This is a genomic window from Raineyella sp. W15-4 (assembly GCF_033170155.1).
In the GTDB taxonomy this organism is placed as follows: Bacteria; Actinomycetota; Actinomycetes; order Propionibacteriales; family Propionibacteriaceae; genus Raineyella.
On sequence record NZ_CP137079.1, the window covers coordinates 3,399,055 to 3,418,129 of the forward strand.

Below are 19,075 nucleotides of genomic sequence, written 5' to 3' on the forward strand. Positions count from 1 at the left end.
CCTCGTGACCCTCGGCCGGCGCGCCAGCGCCAACGACCCGCGCCACCCCCGGGACCTGCACCCGGTGGCGTGGTGGTCGTGGGCGCTCGGCCTCGGCATCGCGGCGAGCCGTACGGACAACCCGGTGCTGCTGGTGCTGCTGGCGCTGGTCGCCGGGCTGGTCGTCACGCTGAAGCGGTCCGACGCCCCGTGGGCCCGGGCGTACACCCTGTTCGTCCGGATCGCGCTGGTGGTGTTGGGCCTGCGGGTGCTGTTCCAGGCGGTCCTCGCCACCCAGACCCAGGGGACCCACGTCCTGGTCACCCTGCCGCTCGTCCCGCTGCCGGACTGGGTGATCGGGATCAAGCTCGGCGGCCCGGTCACCTGGGAGGCGTTGCTGTCCTCGGTCTACGCCGGCGGGCAGCTGGCGGTGATCCTGATCTGCTTCGGCGCGGCCAACGCGCTGGCCGCGCCGCGGCGGATGCTGCGACTCGCCCCGGCCGCCCTGTACGAGGTGCAGGTCGCCCTGGTGGTGGGCCTCTCCTTCGCCCCGCAGCTGGTGACGGACGCGCGGCGGGTGCACGGCGCCCGCCGGCTGCGCGGCCGCCGGGTGCGGCTCCGGGACTTCTTCCGGACCACGGCGATGCCGGTGCTCGAGTCCGCCCTGGACCGCTCCGTCGATCTGGCCGCGGCGATGGACGCCCGCGGCTACGGCCGGATGCGGCACCTGCCGGGACGCCGGCGCCGACTGATCAGCGCCCTCAGCCTGCTCGGCGCGCTGGGCCTGCTGATCGGCCTGTACGGGCTGCTGTCGGCGTCGATCCGTCCCGCTCTCTCGCTGGGTGCGGTCCTCGCCGGGGCGGTGCTGGTCACCGCCGCGCTGCTGGTGGGCCGCACCCGGGCCGTCCGGACCCGCTACCGGCCCGACCCGTGGGCGCTGCCCGAGTGGCTCGTCGCCGGGTCCGGGGTGGTGGTGGCCGGAGTGCTGGTCGGGTGCTCGCTGCGCGGCATCGGCGGACTCACCATGCCGAGTGCGCTGGCGGTCCCGCCGCTGCATCCGCTGCCGCTGGCCGCCGTGCTGATCGGGCTGCTGCCGGCGGTCGCGGCGCCGTACGTTCCGGGAACCGCCGGCGCGGAGCCCGCTCCCCGGACACCGGGCCCGCGTTCCACACCGGCCCCCCGCTCCTCCCGCTCCACCACCGAACCGACCACGGAGGTGGTCCCGTGATGCTCGATTTCGACCACGTCTCGCTGCGCTACGCCGGCGCACCGACGGCCACTCTCGACGACGTCGACCTGCATGTCGAGGAGGGCGAGCTGGCGTTGCTGGTCGGGCCCACCGGCTCCGGCAAGTCCACCCTGCTGCGCGCGACAAACGGTCTGGTGCCGCACTTCACCGGTGGGCTGCTCACCGGGCGGGTCCGGGTCGACGGGCGGGACACCTCCCGCTGGCAGCCCCGCGACCTGGCCGATGTGGTGGGCCTGGTGGGGCAGGACCCGGCCGCCACCTTCGTCACCGACACCGTGGAGGACGAGCTCGCCTACACGATGGAATCCCTCGGCGTGGGCCCGCAGACGATGCGGGTCCGGGTCGAGGAGACCCTCGACCTGCTCGGGCTGGCCGACCTGCGCCGCCGCCCGCTCACTGCCCTGTCGGGCGGCCAGGCGCAGCGGGTCGCCATCGGCGCCGCGCTGACCGCCCACCCCCGCGTCCTGGTCCTCGACGAGCCGACCTCGGCGCTCGACCCGCAGGCGGCCGAGGAGGTGCTCGCCGCGATCCGCCGGTTGGTGGACGATCTCGGGATGACGGTGCTGATGGCCGAGCACCGGCTGGAACGGGTGATCCAGTACGCGGACACGATCGCCGAGATCGCCGCCGGCCGGATCGTCCGTTCGGGTGACCCGCAGCGGGTGATGGCCACCGCCACTGTCGTGCCGCCGATCGTCCGGCTCGGCCGACTCGCCGGCTGGGAGCCGCTGCCGCTGTCGGTGCGCGACGCCCGCCGGCAGGCCCGTACGCTCCGCGCCGAGCTGCCCGAGCTGCCGCCGCAGCGCCTGGCCGGCACCGCGGTGCCCGGTCGGGTGCTGGCGTCCGTCTCCGGGCTGACCGTACGGTACGGCCGGGTGGAGGCGCTGCGGGGGCTGGACCTCGCCGCGCGGGCCGGTGAGGTGTGCGCGCTGATGGGCCGCAACGGCGCCGGGAAGTCCACGCTGTTGTCGGTGCTGGCCGGTCTGACGGCTCCGACCTCGGGGTCGGTCGACGTCGACGGGCTGGAGCCTCGTCGGGCCTCCCCGCACGAGTTGGTCCGGCGGGTCGGGATGGTGTCGCAGGACCCGGCCGATCTGCTCTACGCGTCGACGGTCGCCGAGGAGTGTGCCACCGCCGACCGGGACTTCGCCGTCGCGCCGGGCACCTGTGCGGCGCTGCTGGCCGAGCTGGCCCCCGATGTCCCGGCCGATCGCCATCCGCGCGACCTGTCGGAGGGGCAGCGGATGTGCCTGGCCCTGGCCGTCGTGCTCAGCGGCGCGCCCGCCCTGCTGGTCCTCGACGAACCGACCCGCGGGCTGGACTATGCCGCCAAGGAGCGGCTGTGCGCCGAGCTGGCCCGGCTGGCGGCCGAGGGGCACGGGATCCTGCTGTCCACCCACGACGTCGAGGTGGTCGCGGCGGTCGCCGACCGCGTCGTCGTACTGGCCGACGGAGAGGTCGTCGCCGACGGCCCGGCCCAGCGGGTCGTCACCGGGTCCCCGATGTTCGCCCCGCAGGTCGCGAAGGTGCTCGCCCCGCTGCCCTACCTGACGGTGGGCCAGGTGACCGCGGCCCGGGAGGCGGCATGACCGGCCCCCGACCGGGTCCCCGGACGGCCCACTCCCGGCCGGTCCACTCCCGACGCCCGCTCGTCACCCTCGGCCGGCGGTCCGTCGCGGTGCTGGTCGCCGCCTCGCTGGTCGGGCTGCTCGGGTTTGCCTGGCCGTTCCTCACCCCGGTCACCCAGGCCGGTGGGGCGAGCGCGGTCAGCCACACCCAGGACGCGCCGTGGCTGTTCGTGCTGGTCCTGCCGCTGCTGGCCGGTGTGGTGCTGGCGCAACTGTCCGAGGGCGGAATGGACGCCAAGGTGGTGGCACTGCTCGGCATGCTGACCGCGGTCGGGGCCGGGCTGCGCGCCGTCTCCCCCGGTGTCGCCGGGCTGGAACCGAGCTTCTTCCTGCTGGTCCTCGCCGGCTACGCGTTCGGTCCGGGTTTCGGCTTCGTCCTCGGGGCGCTCGCCATCGTCGCCGGGGGGCTGGTCACGGCCGGGGTCGGGCCGTGGCTGCCGTTCCAGATGTTCGCGGCGGGCTGGGTCGGGGCATTCGCCGGCCTGCTGCCGGGCGCCGGAGGGCGGCACGGCACCGTCCGCCGCTGGCAGCTGGCGCTGCTTGCCGGCTACGGGATGCTGGCCGGCCTGGCGTACGGGGCGGTGATGAACCTGTGGTTCTGGCCCTTCACCACCAACGGCACCGGCCTGTCGTACGTCGCCGGTGCCCCGCTCGCCGCCAATGCGAGCCGCTACGCGGCGTTCTGGCTGGCCACCTCGCTCGGCTGGGACCTGCCGCGGGGCGTGGTGACCGCTGCATTGGTGTTGGCCTTCGGGCGGGGGCTGCTTCGGGCTTTCGCCCGGGTGACCCGCCGGGCGGCGTTCGGGGCGCCGGTGGCGTTCGATGCGGGGGCGGCGTTCGAGGCAGGAGCGGCCGTCGAGGCGCCACTGGCCTCCCGGCCTCCGGCGGATCCACTGCCCCCAGTGGACTCGCTGTCATCGACTGACGACGCCGCCGGCACAGACCGGTCGTCATCCGGAAGGCCGCCGGAATCGGCGCGGTGACCCGATGCCCTCAGGCTGACGTGTGCTCGGCCCGACGTCTGCTCGGCCCGAGGTATGTCCGCCGGCGTCTGTCCGGTTCGGCGCGCGTACGACGCGCGGGGGAAGACTGAGGCGCTTCCTCGGCTCGCCCAGATCGTACGGCTCGGGCTGGCCGGGGCCGGGCTGCCGTGGCGGACACCGCCAGATCCCTACTCCACGGGACCCACGCCCGGTGCCGCGAGTCTCACCCCCGATACTGCGCGTGACCACTGCGTGCGAGGAGATCCGTCCTCGGATACCGGGACACCACCGGCGGGATGGGTTCACACGTTCGATTGAGTGTCAGAGGTCTCTCGTAGGGTGGTGGTCATGGATGAGGAGACCACACCCGCGCTGCCGGGGCTGTCCGACGGGCCGGACTTCTTCCGGCCGGCGCCGGCCCGCCCGGTCGCCGATGGTGCGCCGCTGTTGGTCGACGGGCTGATGGTCACCCTCACCGGCCAGAACGGTGAGGAGGGGGACCCGGTCGCGGTGACCGCCGGGTATGGTCTGCCCGAAGACCCCGCCGATCACCTCACCCAACTGGCCGAGGTCGAGGCGCTGGCCCGGTTCGCCGAGATCCGCCGCCTCGCCCTGATCGCCGACCTCGTCGAGGCCGCCGGCCCGGTCGACCGCGAACAGCTCGTCCCCCTCGGCGGTGAGGGAACCCCGGCGGTGCCGGAGTTCCTCCACCTGGAGGTCGGCGGGGCGCTGGAGTTGGCCCCGGACCGGGCGAGGCTGCTGATCTCCGACGCGCTGGATCTGAAATGGCGCCACCCCCGACTGTGGAACCAGATGATCCACGGCCGGATCCCCGTCTGGCGCGCCATCCAAGTCGCCCGCCGCTGCCACCACCTCCCCGCCACGGCTGTCGTGTGGATCGACGACCGGATCGGCGACGTGCTGCCCGGCCTGTCGTGGGCCCGGGCCCAACGCCTGCTGGCCGGGGAGATCGCCGCCGCCGACCCGCAGGCCGCCGACCGGGAAGAGTCCCGCCGGCACCGCCGCCGCCTCGACCTCTACCCGCGGGCCGGGACGGCGGCCGCCACCGACGTATTCGGCGTCCTCGACACCGCCGACGCCGCCCAACTCGACCAGACCCTCGCCACCATGGCCGCCAAGCTGGCCGCCGCCGGCGACACGACCGACCTGGACACCCGCCGGGCCCGGGCCCTGGGGCTACTCGCCCGCGGCCAGCATCCCGCCCAGACCCCGATCGTGCACCTGTACGTCCACACCACCCCCGAAGCAGAGCTGGCCCGGGTCGAGGGCCACGGCCCCCTCGCCCACACCGCCCTCGACCACCTCCTCACCCGCTGCCGAGTCCGCCTCACCCGCGTCATCGACCACGCCGACTCCGTCCCGGTCGATGCCTACGAGGTACCCGACCGGATGCGCGAACAACTGATCCTGGCCCAGCCCGTCGAAGTTGCCCCCTACGCCACCCTCACCGCCCGACACGCCGACATGGACCACACCATCCCCTGGGCACGCGGCGGACCCACCACACCAGACAACCTCGGCCCACTCGGCCGGACCGCCCACCGCGCCCGAACCCACGGCGGCTACCTGTTAACCCAACCCCAACCCGGCCACTGGCACTGGACCACCCCCCGCGGCCAACACTTCATCATCACCAACCACGGCACCATCCGCCTCCGCACATGAACCGACCACCGCACTCGTACCGGCCGAACGCCCCTCGCGCGGAGTGACCCGCCGGTACGATCAAGGTGCTGACAAGCGTCGATTCTTCGGCTGGGGGCCGAGGTCCGAGGAGTCCTGCCATGTCGAATCTGCGTATCGACCGGCGACGGGAATTGCTCCTGGAAGCCGGGGAACGGGTCATTGCCCGGGTGGGTCTGGAAGGGGCCACGATCCGCGCGATCGTCGGCGAGGCCGGAATGTCACTGGCATCCTTTCACTACGCCTTCACCAGTCGCGAGGACTTCATCCGGCGACTGATCGAACGTCATCTCGTCCCCCGGGTCGTCCCGCTCCCGGAGGGCGGGACGTTTCGGGAGGCGCTGACCAGCTTCCTCGAGACCTTGGCCGCCGGCGACGCGAGCGACGGCGAGGTCACCGCGACGCTGGCCCTGCATGCCCTGCTGCACGACGGGCTACGGGAGATCGTCCTGGAACGTACGGCGGCGGACGACGCCCGGTTGACGCTCGAGCTGACCGCGCTCGCCGAGAGCCACGGGATGACGTGGGCAGTGGAGCCACAGCGGCTGGCGAAGCAGCTGAACGCCTGGCGCTTCGGCTCCGCCGTCCGCGGCGCCCTGCTCCGGCGCGGCACGACGTCCGCGGAGCAGGAACCTGAACAGGGAGAACCGGAACACGAGGAAGGGCAGGCACCGGCCGAGCGGGACGCATCGGCCGAGGGCGACCCGCCGACCGCCGTCACCGCCTGCGTGACGATGTTGCTCGCCCTGAGCCGGCCACTCACCGTGATCCGGCCACCCGCACCCACGACCACCCCGGAGCCAGGGACCACCCCGGCAGCCGCCCCCGATGGGCCGGACGTCAGATGATCGGCGTCCGGTGGAAGTTGACGAAGGAACGGCTCGGGGTCGGCCCCCGCTGCCCCTGGTAGCGCGACCCGTACTTCGCCGAACCGTACGGCGCCAACGCCGGCGACGACAGCCGGAAGAAGCACAACTGCCCGATCTTCATCCCCGGCCACAGCTTGATCGGCAGGGTCGCGACGTTCGACAGCTCCAAGGTCACGTGCCCACTGAATCCCGGGTCGACGAAGCCAGCGGTGGAGTGGGTGAGCAGTCCCAGCCGACCCAACGACGACTTGCCCTCCAGCCGGGCCGCGAGCGTGATGCCGAGGGTGACCACCTCGTACGTCGAGGCGAGGACGAACTCGCCCGGATGCAGGATGAACGGCTCGTCGGGCCCCTCGGGCTCCACCAGCCGGGTCAGCTCGGCCTGCTCCACGGCCGGGTCGATGTTCGGGTAGCGGTGGTTCTGGAAGATCCGGAAATACTTGTCCAGACGCACGTCGACACTGGCCGGCTGGATCATCGCGGGCTCGTACGGGTCCAGACGGATCTGACCCGACTCGATCTCCGCAGCGATATCGCCGTCCGACAACAGCATGGCCCGAGCCTAGCGCCACACCGAGCCGGCCGGATGCGGCCCCCGCCCGGTGGGCGCCCGCACGCCCCCCTCAGGCCCGCCGGCGCCCGCCTCGCCGGCGCCCCCGTCGCGGTCGCCATCGCCATCGCCATCGGGCCGACCGTCGCCCCGGTCGTCATCCCGGTTGATGCCCTCCCGGTCGCCGGCGCCGTCACCGCCGGTGTCGCCCTCAGTGTCATCCCGGTCGGCGTCGTCGCACTCGCCGGGCTCCTCCGGCTCCCCCTCACTGTGCAGCCAGCGCGCCGGCTCGAGGATCACCCGATCGAGCGCCTCGTACGCCGCCCCGGTGGCCGCGAGGGCGGTGCCGACCGGGGCGAGCACCACCTCTGGCGCGGCCAACGGATCGGACAGCAGCCGATGCTTCATCTCCTCGGCGATCGGGCCCCGCAGATGCTCGCCGATCACTGCCAGATCGCCGCCGAGCATCAGGGTGGGCAGGTCCAGCAGGTTCACGACGCTGGAGAGCACCGACCCGAGGGCGTGCCCGGCGGCATCGACCGCCTGCACCGCGACCGGCTCACCGCTCTCCAGGCGGCTGGACAGGGTGTGGATCGAGGCGCGCGGCGGCAGCCCCGCGGCCTGCAGCAGACTGAGCCGGCCGACGTACTGCTCGAGGCAGCCGTGGGATCCGCAGCGGCATTCCGGGCCGGCCGGGTCGACGGTCATGTGGCCGATCTCCCCGGCCCAGCCGTGGGCCCCGAGGAACTCCCGCCCGTCCAGCCGGATCGCCGCACCGACCCCGATCTCGCCGTGCAGGTAGACGAAGCTGGGCCACGGTCCCGGACACCCCGGCCGGGTCTGGGCGACCGCGCGGGCGGCAAGATTCGCGGAGTTGCCGATGTGGAAGTCGACCTGCGGGCCGATCACCGGTGCCAGGAACGGGTACGGGTCGAGGTCGGTCCAGCCGAGGTTCGGGGCCACCAGCAGCCGCCCGTCGCGGCGGTCCACCAGCCCGGGCACCGACAGCGTCGCCCCGGCCAGGATCAGCCCGGGGGCCAGGTCGTCGAGGATCTCCCGGACCATCACCCCGAGGTGCCGCAGCACCTTGCCGGGCTCCGCCCCCGCCGGGGCAGCCTCGTCCAGACTCTCCGCCAGCACCCGGCCGGACAGGTCGACCAGGCGGGCGGCGAGCAGCCCCACACCGATCTCCAGCCCGAGCCCGACGTACGAGTTGCGGGCGGGAATCAGCGGCACGGCCGGACGCCCGCGGCCGGCGGTGTTGACCGGCGGCAGCGCCTCGAGGATCCGCCCCTCGATCAACGCGTCGACCAGACGCGAGGACGTCGACCGGGTCAACCGCGCCTCCTCGGCCAGCCGGGCCCGCGAGATCGGGGCGTCGCCCTCGCCGTGCGCGAAGACGTGCCGGGTGATCAACTCCAGATTGGCCTCCCGCAAGGACCCCTGTCGCACCCCCCGGTCCACGCGATGCCGCTGACCGGCCATCGTCAAGCGCGGTCGATCAGGATCGTCACGCCGTCCCCGAGATCGAGGATCCACCCGGGCTGCACGGCCACCGGCTCACCGGGGACCAGCTGGTGACGCTGCCCGGCGAGGGAGGGGTCCCCACCGATCGGTCCGGTGATCAGCACCGTGCCGTTCGTGGAGTGCAGGTCGGTGACCTGGACCGTTCGTCCCACCGGCTCGACCTTCACGTGCGTACGGCTGATGTCGTGCGACGGACTGGGGACGGTCATCAGCCTCGCCACCACCCCCGGACCGGCACGGTCCGGGCTCGGCGCCCGGCCGATCAGCACCATCCGGTCGACGGCGACCGGCGCTCCGGTGATCGGGCGCAACAGGGCCATCACCGGCATCGGCTCGACGCTGGTGCCCTGCCCCGTAGGCTCCGCGCCCGCGGACGGCCGGCCGGCAGGGCCGCCCTGCCCGAGGAGCTGGGTGACCTCCTCGCTGGGCACCCCGCCGATCAGCTGGGTGGCGGCGTCCGGGCCGACGGCTCCCTGCCCGGCGGTGATCGGAGCAGGCACCGGGACCGGGGCCGGCGCGGTGGTCGGCGCAGGTGCCGGCGCCGGAGCCGGGACGGCGGTACCGGCCGTACCCGCAGCCGCCGCGGCCGCACCGGCGCCTGCGGCAGCGCCACCGAGCGCCACCGCGGGCAGGCCCGCGGTGTGGTGGGCCGGTTCGTCGTTCTCGGGGTGCATCGGGTCGTAGACCTGGCCATGGACGGGCTCGCCCCCGACGGCCGGGCGCCCCGCGGACGGCTGGCCGACCGCGGCCCGGGGCGGCGGGACCGGCGCGGCGACCAAGCGCTCCGGACTGGTCTCGACCAGCAGCGAGTGGGCGCGTACGGCACCGACGACCAGCGGCAGGTAGAGCACGTCGTCGGGCGGCACTCCCCCGTCGACGGCCTCGACCCGGACGGAGCGTACGTCGCCCAGGCCGCTCTCGCTCCAGGTGCGGACCCCCTCGCCGGTGGCGATCACCTCGCCCGAGGCGGTGTCGACGACCCGCAGCCGGCCGCGGACCAGGCTGTGCATCGACCCGGCGTCCCAGAACAGCGCGGCCATGTCGGGCATCTCGGTGACACCGGCCCGCCCCAGCTCTGCGACGAGGTCGTCGATCGACACGGCGGGGACGATGCTCTCCCACACCGCGGTGACGAACTCCGTCACCCGGGCGGGGGCTGGTGGCATCACGACCAGCGCATCGGGGCCGGCGAGCACCACCCAGTCGCCCGGCGCGTACGTCACGCGCCAGGAGCCGATCGTCTCGCCGCCCTCCGGGGCGCCGGCCTGCCGCGGGTCCTGAACCATCAACGCCCATCCTGTACATCGACAACAACTACCGACACATTGTCACGAGCACCGTAACCCAACGCGAGATCAAGCAGGGTCTGACAGGCCGATTCCGTCTCCGCCCGACCGATCAGCACGTCCTCGATCTCGGCCATCGGGACGGCGTTGACCAGGCCGTCGGTGCACAGCATCAGGCGCTGCCCGGGGACGATCGGCAACAGCCGTACGTCCGCCTCGGACTCCTGTTCCGAGCCCATCGCCCGGGTGATGACGTTGCGCAGCGGCATCAGTTCGGCATCGGCCGGGTCGAGGACCCCCGCATCGATCAGCTCCTGCACCAGCGAATGGTCGACGGTTACCTGGGTGACCACCCGCGGCTCCGCGTCGCCCTCACCCGCGGCGCCGTCGACCTCACCGTGTACCAGGTAGCAGCGGGAATCGCCGACGTTGAGCACCATCCACTGGTCCTCCTCCTCGACGCGTACGGCGACGACCGCGCACAGCGTGCTGCCCGCCCCCGGGGTGTCGGCGTGCAGGGCGACCACCCGCTGGTGGGCGGCCCGCACCGCGGCCGACACGGTGTCGACGTCGAGCTGCCGACCGGCCAGCGCCCGGAACTCCTCGACGATCGCGCTACTGGCCAGTCCGCCGCCGGCCTGACCGCCGATGCCGTCGGCGACGAGGAACACCGGTGGGTCCGCCAGGACGGCGTCCTGGTTCTCCGGGCGCACCGGCCCCTTGTCGGTCCGTGCCGCGTAGGTCAGTGTCTCCACTCCAGTGATCCTAGTGAAGCCATCCATCGGGCCGGCCGATGACCGGGCCGGTGAGCCGGCGATGGACCCACGATCGTCACCGAGGACCGCGCCGCGTGCTGCCCGAACGACGATGCTGCCCGAATAAACGATGCTGCCCGAACGACCACGGCGCCGCCCGTGCCGGTGTTTCCCCGGCCGGTGCGGCGCCACGACTCCCGAGCAGCTGATCCTCAGCGGCCACGGCGGCCGTTCTCAGGCCTCGTGCTGCCCCAGCGCCGCACGAGCGGCGGCCAGGCGGGCGATCGGGACCCGGAACGGGGAGCAGGACACGTAGTTCATGCCGATCTCGTTGAACAGCTCGATCGACTGCGGGTCGCCGCCGTGCTCGCCGCAGACCCCGGTCTTGAGGGTCGGCTTCGTGCTGCGGCCCTTCGCCACGCCGATCCGGACCAGCTCACCGACGCCGTCTCGGTCGATCTGGGCGAACGGATTGGCCGGGATGATGTCGTTGTCGATGTAGGCGTTGAGGAACGAGCCCTCGGCGTCGTCACGCGAGAGCCCGATACCGGTCTGGGTCAGGTCGTTGGTGCCGAAGCTGAAGAAGTCGGCGTACTCGGCGATCTGGTCAGCGACCAGGGCGGCCCGCGGCAGTTCGATCATCGTGCCGACCGTGTACTCCAGCGGGACGCCGCCGGCGGCGATCTCCTCGTCGGCGACCCGGACGATGATCTCCCGCAGCCGCTTGAGCTCCTCCGGGAAGGCGACCAGCGGGACCATGATCTCGACGATCGGGTCGAAGCCGCGCTTCTTCACCGCGATCGCGGCACGGACGATGGCCTTCGTCTGCATGTCCGGGATCTCCGGGTAGAGCAGCGACAGCCGGCAGCCGCGGGTGCCCAGCATCGGGTTCGCCTCGGACAGCTTCTTGACCCGGGACAGCAGCGCCTCCTCCGGGGCCAGCTCCTCGGCGGGGGCACCGCCGAGCTGCAGCGCCTGGACCTTGAGGTTCTGCTCGACCAGGCCGGGCAGGAACTCGTGCAGCGGCGGGTCCAGCAGCCGGATGTTGACCGGCAGGCCGCTCATCGCCTCGAAGATCGCCTCGAAATCGGACTGCTGCAGCGGCAGGATCTCGGTCAGCGCCGCGGCCCGTTCCGCCTCGTTGTCGGCGAGGATCATCCGCTGCACGGCGGGCAGCCGGACCTCGTCCATGAACATGTGCTCGGTCCGGCACAGGCCGATGCCCTGGGCGCCGAACTCGCGCGCCTTCGCGGCATCCGGGCCGTTGTCGGCGTTGGCACGGACGATCAGTGCCTTGACCTCGTCGGCCCAGCCGATGATCCGTTCGAAGTCCTCGCTCATCGACGGCGGGATCAGCTTCACCGCCCCGTCGAACACCTCGCCGGTCGATCCGTCGATGGAGATGACATCGCCCTCGTGCCAGCTGCGGCCGTTGATGGTGAAGACCTTGTTGGCGGCGTCGATGATGAGCTCGTGGGCGCCGGCGACACAGGGCCGGCCCATGCCGCGGGCGACGACGGCGGCGTGCGAGGTCATGCCGCCGTGGGAGGTCAGCACACCCTGGGCCTGGATCACGCCGTGGATGTCATCGGGGGTGGTCTCCCAGCGGACCAGGACGACGTCCTCCCCCGCCTTACCACGCTCCTCGGCGGTGTCGGCGTCGAAGACGACCGCGCCGACCGCGGCGCCCGGGGAGGCGTTCAGGCCGACGGTGACCGGCTCCGGCTTGGCGTCCGGGTCGATGCCGGGGTGCATCAGCTGGTCCAGCTGGCCCGGCTCGATCCGCCGGACGGCCTCCTGCTTGTCGATGATGCCCTCGTCGACGAGGTCACCGGCGACCTTGATCGCTGCCCGGGCGGTCCGCTTCCCGTTGCGGGTCTGCAGCATGTAGAGCTTCTCGTCCTGGACGGTGAACTCCATGTCCTGCATGTCCCGGTAGTGCTTCTCCATCCGGGCCATCGTGTCGATGAGCTGGTGGTAGGCCTCCGGCAGCACCTGCTCCATCTCCTCCAGCGGCCGCGGCGTCCGGATGCCGGAGACGACGTCCTCGCCCTGGGCGTTGGTGAGGAACTCGCCGTAGAGCTCCTTGGCGCCGGTGGAGGGGTTGCGGGTGAAGCACACGCCGGTGGCGGAGGTGTCGCCCATGTTGCCGAACACCATCTGCATCACGTTGACCGCGGTGCCCAGGTCGGCGGAGATGTTGTTCGCCTTGCGGTAGACCTCGGCGCGCGGATTGTTCCAGGACTTGAAGACGGCATCGACCGCGCGACGCAGCTGCTCCCTCGGGTCGGTCGACCAGGCACCGCCCAGCGCCTGGGTGGACAGCTCCTTGAACTCGGCCACCAGCTCCTGCAGGTCCTCGGTGGTCAGGTCGGTGTCGCTGGCGACCCCCTTGGCCTGCTTCATCGCGGTCAGGGCGTCCTCGTAGATGTGCGGGGCGATGCCCTCGACGACCTCGCCGTACATCTGGATGAAGCGGCGGTAGGAGTCCCAGGCGAAGCGCGGGTTGCCGGCCTCGACGCCGAGCGCCTCGACCGAGGCGTCGTTGATGCCGAGGTTGAGGATGGTGTCCATCATCCCCGGCATGGACTGCACGGCACCGGACCGGACGGAGACCAGCAGCGGCTTCTCCGACCCGCCGAGGGTACGACCCGTACGCTCCTCGAGGCGGTGCATGGCGGCCTCGATCTCGCTCCACAGGGTGGCCGGCCACTCGCCGGTCCTCATGGTCTCCACGCACGCGGTGGTGGTGACGGTGAACGCGTCGGGCACCGGGACACCGATCCGGTGCATCTCGGCCACACCGGCGCCCTTGCCGCCGAGGAGGGGCTTCATGTCAGCGTTACCCTCGGCGAGGTCGTAGATGTAGCGGCTGTGGGGGGCCTGATCAGTCATCAACTTCTCCTCGTTCGTGTCGGACATCGGTGTCCGGCGACGTGTCAGCCCGGTGGTCAGCCGGTGATCGGCACTCTAGGCGAGTACCGGACCATGCCCCTCTCGAGGCAGTCCTGGGGCGCCGGATGGCGCCACGGGTGAGGTGGACGGGGTGGATCCGCGGACCGACACCGCCGACCGCGGTGTGGCCCGCGGCTCGCCGGCGATCTCCCGCAGATGGCCGCCGGCCTGCCGGGCGCGCTGCTCGACGATCTCGATGATCTTGGCCGCGTTCTCCTCCAGCGCCACCGAGGTGGTATTGACCACCACAGCACCGAGCCGGCGCTCGATCACGACGATCTGGTCGACCTCGTCGTACACCCTGGCCAGGTCGGCGTACCCGTCCTTGCGGGAGCGCAGGCCGCTGCCCATCCCGAGCCGCCCGATGCGCTCGCGCCGGATCTCGACCAGCCGCTCGGGGTCCATCGTCAGGCCGACCAGCCGCCAGCGGTCCACCAGGGCGAGCTGGGTGGGCGGCTCGATGCCGATCACCAGGGGGATGTTGGCGGTCCGGTAGCCGAGGTAGCCCAGGTACATCGACAGCGGCGTCTTGCCGCTGCGCGAGGCGCCGAGCAGCACGATGTCGGCCTGGCCCAACCCTTCGAGGTGCTGGCCGTCGTCCTGCTGGATGACGTACTGCATCGCCGAGATGCGGGTGAAGTAGTCCGCCTCGACACCGACCGGCCGCATCGGCACCAGATCGGCCTCGGTGCCGGTGATCTCCTCGATCGCCGCCAGCGTCGGGCCGAGCAGATCGGAATGGCTGACGCCCAGCCCGTCGCAGGCCCGGCTGACCAGGTCACGCAGATCGGGGTTCACCAGGGTGGTGATGACGATCTTGTCGGCCGTCCGCGCCTTGAGGCTCTCCACCACCGCGACAACGCTCTCCACCGACGTGATCCGGGGATGACGGATGATCCGGAAGCGGCGGGACGGGAACTGGGCCTGGGCCGCGCGGGCAAGGCGAGCCGCCGTCTCCCCGGTGGAGTCGGCAATGACATGGACCTCGAGGACTTCGCCCGCCACGATCAGCACATTAGCGCTCCCCCGGAAGCCCTCGCAGGGCGGCTGCCACCCTGGCGGCCGGGCCGTTCCGGAGCCGCGAACACGGAGCGGATGCGGGTGTCGCAGCGGGACGAACATCGCGCCCCGGACAGCCCCGCCGACAGGATCTGTCGGTCTCGCAGCGACAGATCCCCTTAAGCTGGCGACCGTGCACACCCTGGATGCCGTCGACGACCTGATCCTGGCCGAAGCGGCCGTGGCGGAGATCCCGGCCCCGAAGACACCGGCCCCCGACGCCCCGGTCCTGGTCCTCGAGGCGCCGGCCGTGGCCGCCGAGCTCGCCCGCCGTGGCCGGGCGGTGCTGCACCGCTCCGACCTGCTGGCCGACGAGGCCTGGCTGTCCCCAGAAGACGGCCCATCGCTCGCCGGACGGCCACCCGCCGACCGGGAGGACGCGGTTCAGCCGTCTGTCGTCGACGCCTGGGACGACCCGCGGCTGGCCGACGTACGACTCGTGTTGCTCCGGCTGCCCGCGAACCTGAATGCGCTCGACGAACTGGCCGAGGCGATCGCCGCGCACTGCCACCCGGAGGTCCGGCTCGTCGCCGGGGCCCGGGTGAAGCACATGACCCGCGGTATGAACGAGGTGCTCGCCGCGCACTTCGCCGACGTGCGGGCGAGCCTGGGGGTCCGCAAGTGCCGGGTGCTGCACGCCGCCGCGCCACTGCCCGGGTCCCGGACCACCGCACCGAGCTGGCCGCGCTCCGCCAGGCTCGCCGAGCTCGACCTGACGGTGGTGGCGTACGGCGCCACCTTCGCCGGAACCCGGCTCGACCTCGGCACCCGGCTGCTGGTGGACCGGATCGCCGCGCTGCGGCCAGCATCGGGAACGGACCGAGCGGTGGACCTGGGCTGCGGTTCGGGCATCCTGGCCGCGGTGCTGGCCCGGAACGGCTGGCGGGTCACCGGGGTGGACACCTCCCGGGCCGCCGTTGCGGCCACCGCCGCCACCGCCGCGGCGAACGGTCTGGCGGTCCCCGTCCGCCGCGCCGACGCCCTGGCCGACTGGCCGGCCGCCGACCTCGATCTGGTGGTGTGCAACCCGCCCTTCCACGTCGGGACGGCGAAGGACTCCACCCCGGCCTTCCGGATGATCCGGACCGCCGCCCGGGCCCTGCGCCCCGGTGGCGAGCTGTGGTGTGTCTACAACGCGCATCTGCCCTACCTGCCGACCCTGCGCCGGGACGTCGGACCGGCCGAGATCGTCGTCCGGGACCGCAGCTACCTGGTGACCCGGAGCATCCGGGCCTGAATCGCCCCGCCACCATCCTGAATCGCCCCTCCACCATATTTCCGCGAACGCGGCAACCCGGGCTTCCTCGCCCTGTCGGTCGGCTGGCACCTCGCCGCCACCGCCGCCACGATCCTGGCCACCGCATCGGCCGGCGCCTCGCCCTGGTGGGCGATCTTCTTCGGCCTGGCGACCGTACGCTCCCTCGCCCTGCCGCTGATCGGGCCGATGCGGCCCGGCGGACCGAGCTTCACGCCCAAGCAGCTGGGGCTGGCCGAGGCGGTGTTCAGCGTGGCCCTGGTCGGCCTCGCCCTGGCGACAGCCTGAGCCGCGACCCCGACCCCGGGCCGCACTGGCACCACTTTGTCTGGCCCCCGCCTCGCTGCTACTTTCGAAGTGTTCGTGGGGGAGTATCCCGACACATCAGACGTCAGCACGTCAGGCCCTCGGGCCGGACCGGATGGTGTGGTCGGCCACAGGCAGCCAGCCTGCTCGGCCGGCGGAGAGACTCGCGAGACCGACATCCGTCGTCTCCGAAAGGACCCCCCATGGAGGTCTCGCCGCTCCTCTGGACACTCACCGTCGCCCTCATCGTCGGCATGCTGGCGTTCGACTTCTTCTTCCACGCCCGGACGCCGCACGTCCCCGGTCTGCGCGAGTCCGCCGTCTGGTCGGCGGCATACGTCGGGATCGCCCTGGTCTTCGGTCTGTTCGTCTGGGCCGTCGCCGGTGGGGACTTCGCCGGGCAGTACTACGCCGGCTATCTCACCGAGAAGGCGCTGAGCGTCGACAACCTCTTCGTCTTCCTCATCATCATGGCCTCGTTCGCGGTGCCACGGCAGTACCAGGAGGAAGTGCTGCTCTTCGGCATCGCCTTCTCCCTGGTGGCCCGGACCGGCCTGATCCTCGTCGGCGCCGGCCTGATCGACGCCTTCGCCTGGATCTTCTACCTCTTCGGCGCGATCCTCCTGGTCACCGCCGGCTCGACCCTCAAGGGCGCCATCGCCCCCGCAGAGGACGAGGGGGACAGCGCCGTCATCCGGCTGGTCCGCCGGATCTTCCGCACCTCGGCAGGCTACGACGGCAACAAGCTGTTCACCCGGGTCGACGGCCACCGGGTGATGACCCCGATGCTGCTGGTGATGATCGCCATCGGCGGCACCGATCTGCTGTTCGCGCTCGACTCCATTCCGGCGATCTTCGGCCTGACCCAGGAGACCTACCTCGTCTTCACCGCGGTGGCGTTCTCCCTGCTCGGCCTCAAGCAGCTCTACTTCCTGATCGACGGCCTGCTGGACCGGCTGATCTACCTGTCGTACGGGCTCTCGGCGATCCTCGCCTTCATCGCGGTCAAGCTCGGCCTGCACGCGCTGCACGAGAACAACCTCCCGTTCGTCAACGACGGTGAGCCGGTGCACGTCGTCGAGGTGACCACCCAGCTGTCCCTCGGGGTGATCGTCGGCGTGCTGGTGGTGACGGTGCTGGCCTCGCTGCTCAGCCGGCGCGGCCGGGCGATGGCGGTGATCGCCGCCACCGAGTCGCTGTCCGAGCGCTACCTCGCCCTCGGCGAGGACGCCGACGCGGCCCACCGGCAGGCGATCCGGCAGCGCCTCGCCCGCCAACTGGAGCGGATGCCCACCGTCCCCGACGACCTCAAGGAGGACCTGATCGCCGACAAGCGCCACTTCCTCGACCTGCTCGACCGGGTGCACGACACCGGGCTGGACACCAGCCGCGCCCTGCCACCGCGCCCCCGGACCGGGCACCCCTGATCCGACGCGGCCCACCCCGGGTAGCCCACTCGACCGTTCCGTCCCGACCGGGTCCCCTCTCGGATCGCCCGGCGCCCGCCGCCCCGATTGGTAGAATCCAGGGGTTCCGCCGAGCGAGCGCCCAGCGGCACCCGGGTGACGGGACCGACGGTCGACGGTCGTGGCCCGGGCGTTTCCGGACCGCCCACCTGTTCCCCGAAAGGACCCTGCATGGAGGTTTCCGGCCTCACCTGGACGCTCACCACTCTCTTCGTGGTGGGGATGCTGCTCTTCGACTTCCTCTTCCACGCCCGCAAGCCGCACACTCCCGGCATCCGGGAATCGGCGCTGTGGTCCGCGCTGTACGTGTCGATCGCGCTGGCGTTCGGCCTGTTCGTCCTCGCCACCTGGGGCGGGCACTATGCCACCCAGTACTACGCCGGCTACATCACCGAACTGTCGCTCAGCGTCGACAACCTCTTCGTCTTCCTCATCATCATGGCCTCGTTCAAGGTGCCGCGGCAGTCCCAGCAGGAGGTGCTGCTCTTCGGCATCGTGGTCTCGCTGGTCTTCCGGTCCGCGCTGATCTTCGTCGGCGCCGGGCTGATCAACGCCTTCGCCTGGGTCTTCTACATCTTCGGCGTGATCCTGTTGGTGACGGCGGGCTCGACCCTCAAGGAGGCTCTCTCCGACGACGAGGAGGAGAGTGAGAACTTCTTCATCCGGCTGGTCCGCCGGATCTTCCACACCTCCGACACGTACGACGGCAACAAGCTGTTCACCCGGGTCGACGGCCGGCGGGTGATGACCCCGATGCTGCTGGTGATGATTGCGATCGGCGGCACCGACGTGCTGTTCGCCCTCGACTCCATCCCGGCGATCTTCGGGCTGACCCAGGAGGTGTTCCTGGTCTTCACCGCCGTGGTGTTCTCGCTGATGGGGCTCAAGCAGCTGTTCTTCCTGATCGACGGGCTGCTGGACCGGCTGATCTACCTGTCGTACGGGTTGGCGGCGATCCTCGGCTTCATCGCGGTGAAGCTGATCCTGCACGCCCTGCACCAGAACAACCTGCCGTTCATCAACGACGGCGAGCAGGTGAAGGTCATCGAGATCACCACCCAGATGTCGCTGATCTTCATCGTCGGCGTGCTGGCGATCACCGTGGCCAGCTCGCTGCTCAGCCCGCGTGGCCGCGCCATGGCGATCATCCGGGCCACCGAGGACCTGGCCGAGCGCTACCTGGCGCTGCCCGCCGAGGCGCCGGTCGAGGAGCGGACCCGGATCAACAACCAGCTCGCCGCCAAGCTCGGCAAGATGCCGCAGATCCCCGACCACCTGAAGTCGGAACTGATCGAGAACGAGCAGCACTACCGCGACCTGGTCCGCCGGGCCCACGGTCAGCACGAGCAGTACATGGCCCGGGCGGCCCACCGTTCGCGGTGACGGTGACACCACCGCACGTCACGGTCCGCTCCGCGGCACGTCGCCCGGCCGGTGGCGAGCGGGATCACCATACGTCCCTCAGAACGGGCGCACCATGCGTTCCGGCGCGAGAAGCGGTGTG

At 71.8% G+C, this 19,075-nt stretch carries 13 protein-coding genes and 1 pseudogene; 8 read left to right on the top strand and 6 right to left on the bottom strand.

Translation table 11 applies throughout. The features are described from left to right. The first annotated feature begins 4 nt into the window (after positions 1-4). From R0145_RS15755 to R0145_RS15775, 5 genes are all read left to right on the top strand, one after another. Positions 5-1,207 carry an energy-coupling factor transporter transmembrane protein EcfT gene (locus R0145_RS15755; RefSeq protein ID WP_317837835.1) on the top strand — a complete coding sequence of 401 codons (1,203 nt, stop codon included), beginning with the start codon at positions 5-7 and terminating at the stop codon, positions 1,205-1,207. Next, positions 1,207-2,817: an ABC transporter ATP-binding protein gene (locus R0145_RS15760; RefSeq protein ID WP_317837836.1), complete on the top strand. Its 1,611-nt coding sequence runs from the start codon at positions 1,207-1,209 to the stop codon at positions 2,815-2,817. Before R0145_RS15755 ends, R0145_RS15760 begins: the two co-directional genes overlap by 1 nt. Continuing rightward, positions 2,814-3,839, top strand: a complete 1,026-nt coding sequence (locus tag R0145_RS15765) for an ECF transporter S component (RefSeq protein WP_317837838.1) — start codon at positions 2,814-2,816, stop codon at positions 3,837-3,839. The genes R0145_RS15760 and R0145_RS15765 overlap by 4 nt, the downstream gene beginning before the upstream one ends. Positions 3,840-4,187: 348 nt before the next feature. Then, complete coding sequence (locus R0145_RS15770) at positions 4,188-5,525, top strand: HNH endonuclease signature motif containing protein (protein ID WP_317837840.1); 1,338 nt, start codon at positions 4,188-4,190, stop codon at positions 5,523-5,525. Positions 5,526-5,644: 119 nt separating this feature from the next. Next, the gene (locus tag R0145_RS15775; protein ID WP_317837841.1) at positions 5,645-6,391 is read left to right on the top strand and encodes a TetR/AcrR family transcriptional regulator; all 747 of its coding nucleotides are present in this window, start codon (positions 5,645-5,647) and stop codon (positions 6,389-6,391) included. Here the strand turns inward: R0145_RS15775 and dcd are convergent. From dcd to R0145_RS15805, 6 genes and pseudogenes are all read right to left on the bottom strand, one after another. Further along, entirely contained in the window at positions 6,384-6,965 is a 582-nt protein-coding gene (gene dcd, locus R0145_RS15780) for a dCTP deaminase (RefSeq protein WP_317837842.1), read from the bottom strand. The two genes, R0145_RS15775 and dcd, sit on opposite strands and share 8 nt — an antisense overlap. 9 nt (positions 6,966-6,974) lie before the next feature. Next, positions 6,975-8,414: an ROK family protein gene (locus tag R0145_RS15785; protein ID WP_317837843.1), complete on the bottom strand. Its 1,440-nt coding sequence runs from the start codon at positions 8,412-8,414 to the stop codon at positions 6,975-6,977. A gap of 35 nt (positions 8,415-8,449) precedes the next feature. Next, positions 8,450-9,775: an FHA domain-containing protein gene (locus R0145_RS15790; RefSeq protein WP_317837845.1), complete on the bottom strand. Its 1,326-nt coding sequence runs from the start codon at positions 9,773-9,775 to the stop codon at positions 8,450-8,452. Continuing rightward, positions 9,775-10,530: a PP2C family protein-serine/threonine phosphatase gene (locus R0145_RS15795; RefSeq protein ID WP_317837847.1), complete on the bottom strand. Its 756-nt coding sequence runs from the start codon at positions 10,528-10,530 to the stop codon at positions 9,775-9,777. The genes R0145_RS15790 and R0145_RS15795 overlap by 1 nt, the downstream gene beginning before the upstream one ends. A 234-nt stretch (positions 10,531-10,764) precedes the next feature. Then, positions 10,765-13,425 carry a pyruvate, phosphate dikinase gene (ppdK, locus tag R0145_RS15800; RefSeq protein ID WP_317837849.1) on the bottom strand — a complete coding sequence of 887 codons (2,661 nt, stop codon included), beginning with the start codon at positions 13,423-13,425 and terminating at the stop codon, positions 10,765-10,767. A 180-nt stretch (positions 13,426-13,605) separates the two neighbouring features. Continuing rightward, positions 13,606-14,490 (bottom strand): annotated as a pseudogene (locus tag R0145_RS15805) (pyruvate, water dikinase regulatory protein); the annotation flags it as partial. A 187-nt stretch (positions 14,491-14,677) separates the two neighbouring features. Between R0145_RS15805 and R0145_RS15810 the strand changes: the two are divergent. The 3 genes from R0145_RS15810 (at position 14,678) to R0145_RS15820 (ending at position 18,954) form a co-directional block, all read left to right on the top strand. Beyond that, positions 14,678-15,781, top strand: coding sequence for a class I SAM-dependent methyltransferase (locus R0145_RS15810; RefSeq protein WP_317837851.1), 1,104 nt, complete (start codon positions 14,678-14,680; stop codon positions 15,779-15,781). 527 nt (positions 15,782-16,308) lie between these two features. Beyond that, positions 16,309-17,532, top strand: a complete 1,224-nt coding sequence (locus tag R0145_RS15815) for a TerC family protein (RefSeq protein ID WP_317837852.1) — start codon at positions 16,309-16,311, stop codon at positions 17,530-17,532. Positions 17,533-17,742: 210 nt separating this feature from the next. Continuing rightward, positions 17,743-18,954, top strand: a complete 1,212-nt coding sequence (locus tag R0145_RS15820; protein ID WP_317837854.1) for a TerC family protein — start codon at positions 17,743-17,745, stop codon at positions 18,952-18,954. Positions 18,955-19,075 lie beyond the last annotated feature (121 nt).

What these genes read in the sequence shown, in the direction of transcription:
- ppdK (WP_317837849.1), bottom strand. Translation starts at nt 13,425, where the DNA reads ATGACTGATCAGGCCCCCCACAGCCGCTACATCTACGACCTCGCCGAG.
- dcd (WP_317837842.1), bottom strand. Translation starts at nt 6,965, where the DNA reads ATGCTGTTGTCGGACGGCGATATCGCTGCGGAGATCGAGTCGGGTCAG.
- R0145_RS15820 (WP_317837854.1), top strand. Translation starts at nt 17,743, where the DNA reads ATGGAGGTTTCCGGCCTCACCTGGACGCTCACCACTCTCTTCGTGGTG.
- R0145_RS15765 (WP_317837838.1), top strand. Translation starts at nt 2,814, where the DNA reads ATGACCGGCCCCCGACCGGGTCCCCGGACGGCCCACTCCCGGCCGGTC.
- R0145_RS15790 (WP_317837845.1), bottom strand. Translation starts at nt 9,775, where the DNA reads ATGGTTCAGGACCCGCGGCAGGCCGGCGCCCCGGAGGGCGGCGAGACG.
- R0145_RS15775 (WP_317837841.1), top strand. Translation starts at nt 5,645, where the DNA reads ATGTCGAATCTGCGTATCGACCGGCGACGGGAATTGCTCCTGGAAGCC.
- R0145_RS15760 (WP_317837836.1), top strand. Translation starts at nt 1,207, where the DNA reads ATGCTCGATTTCGACCACGTCTCGCTGCGCTACGCCGGCGCACCGACG.
- R0145_RS15770 (WP_317837840.1), top strand. Translation starts at nt 4,188, where the DNA reads ATGGATGAGGAGACCACACCCGCGCTGCCGGGGCTGTCCGACGGGCCG.
- R0145_RS15815 (WP_317837852.1), top strand. Translation starts at nt 16,309, where the DNA reads ATGGAGGTCTCGCCGCTCCTCTGGACACTCACCGTCGCCCTCATCGTC.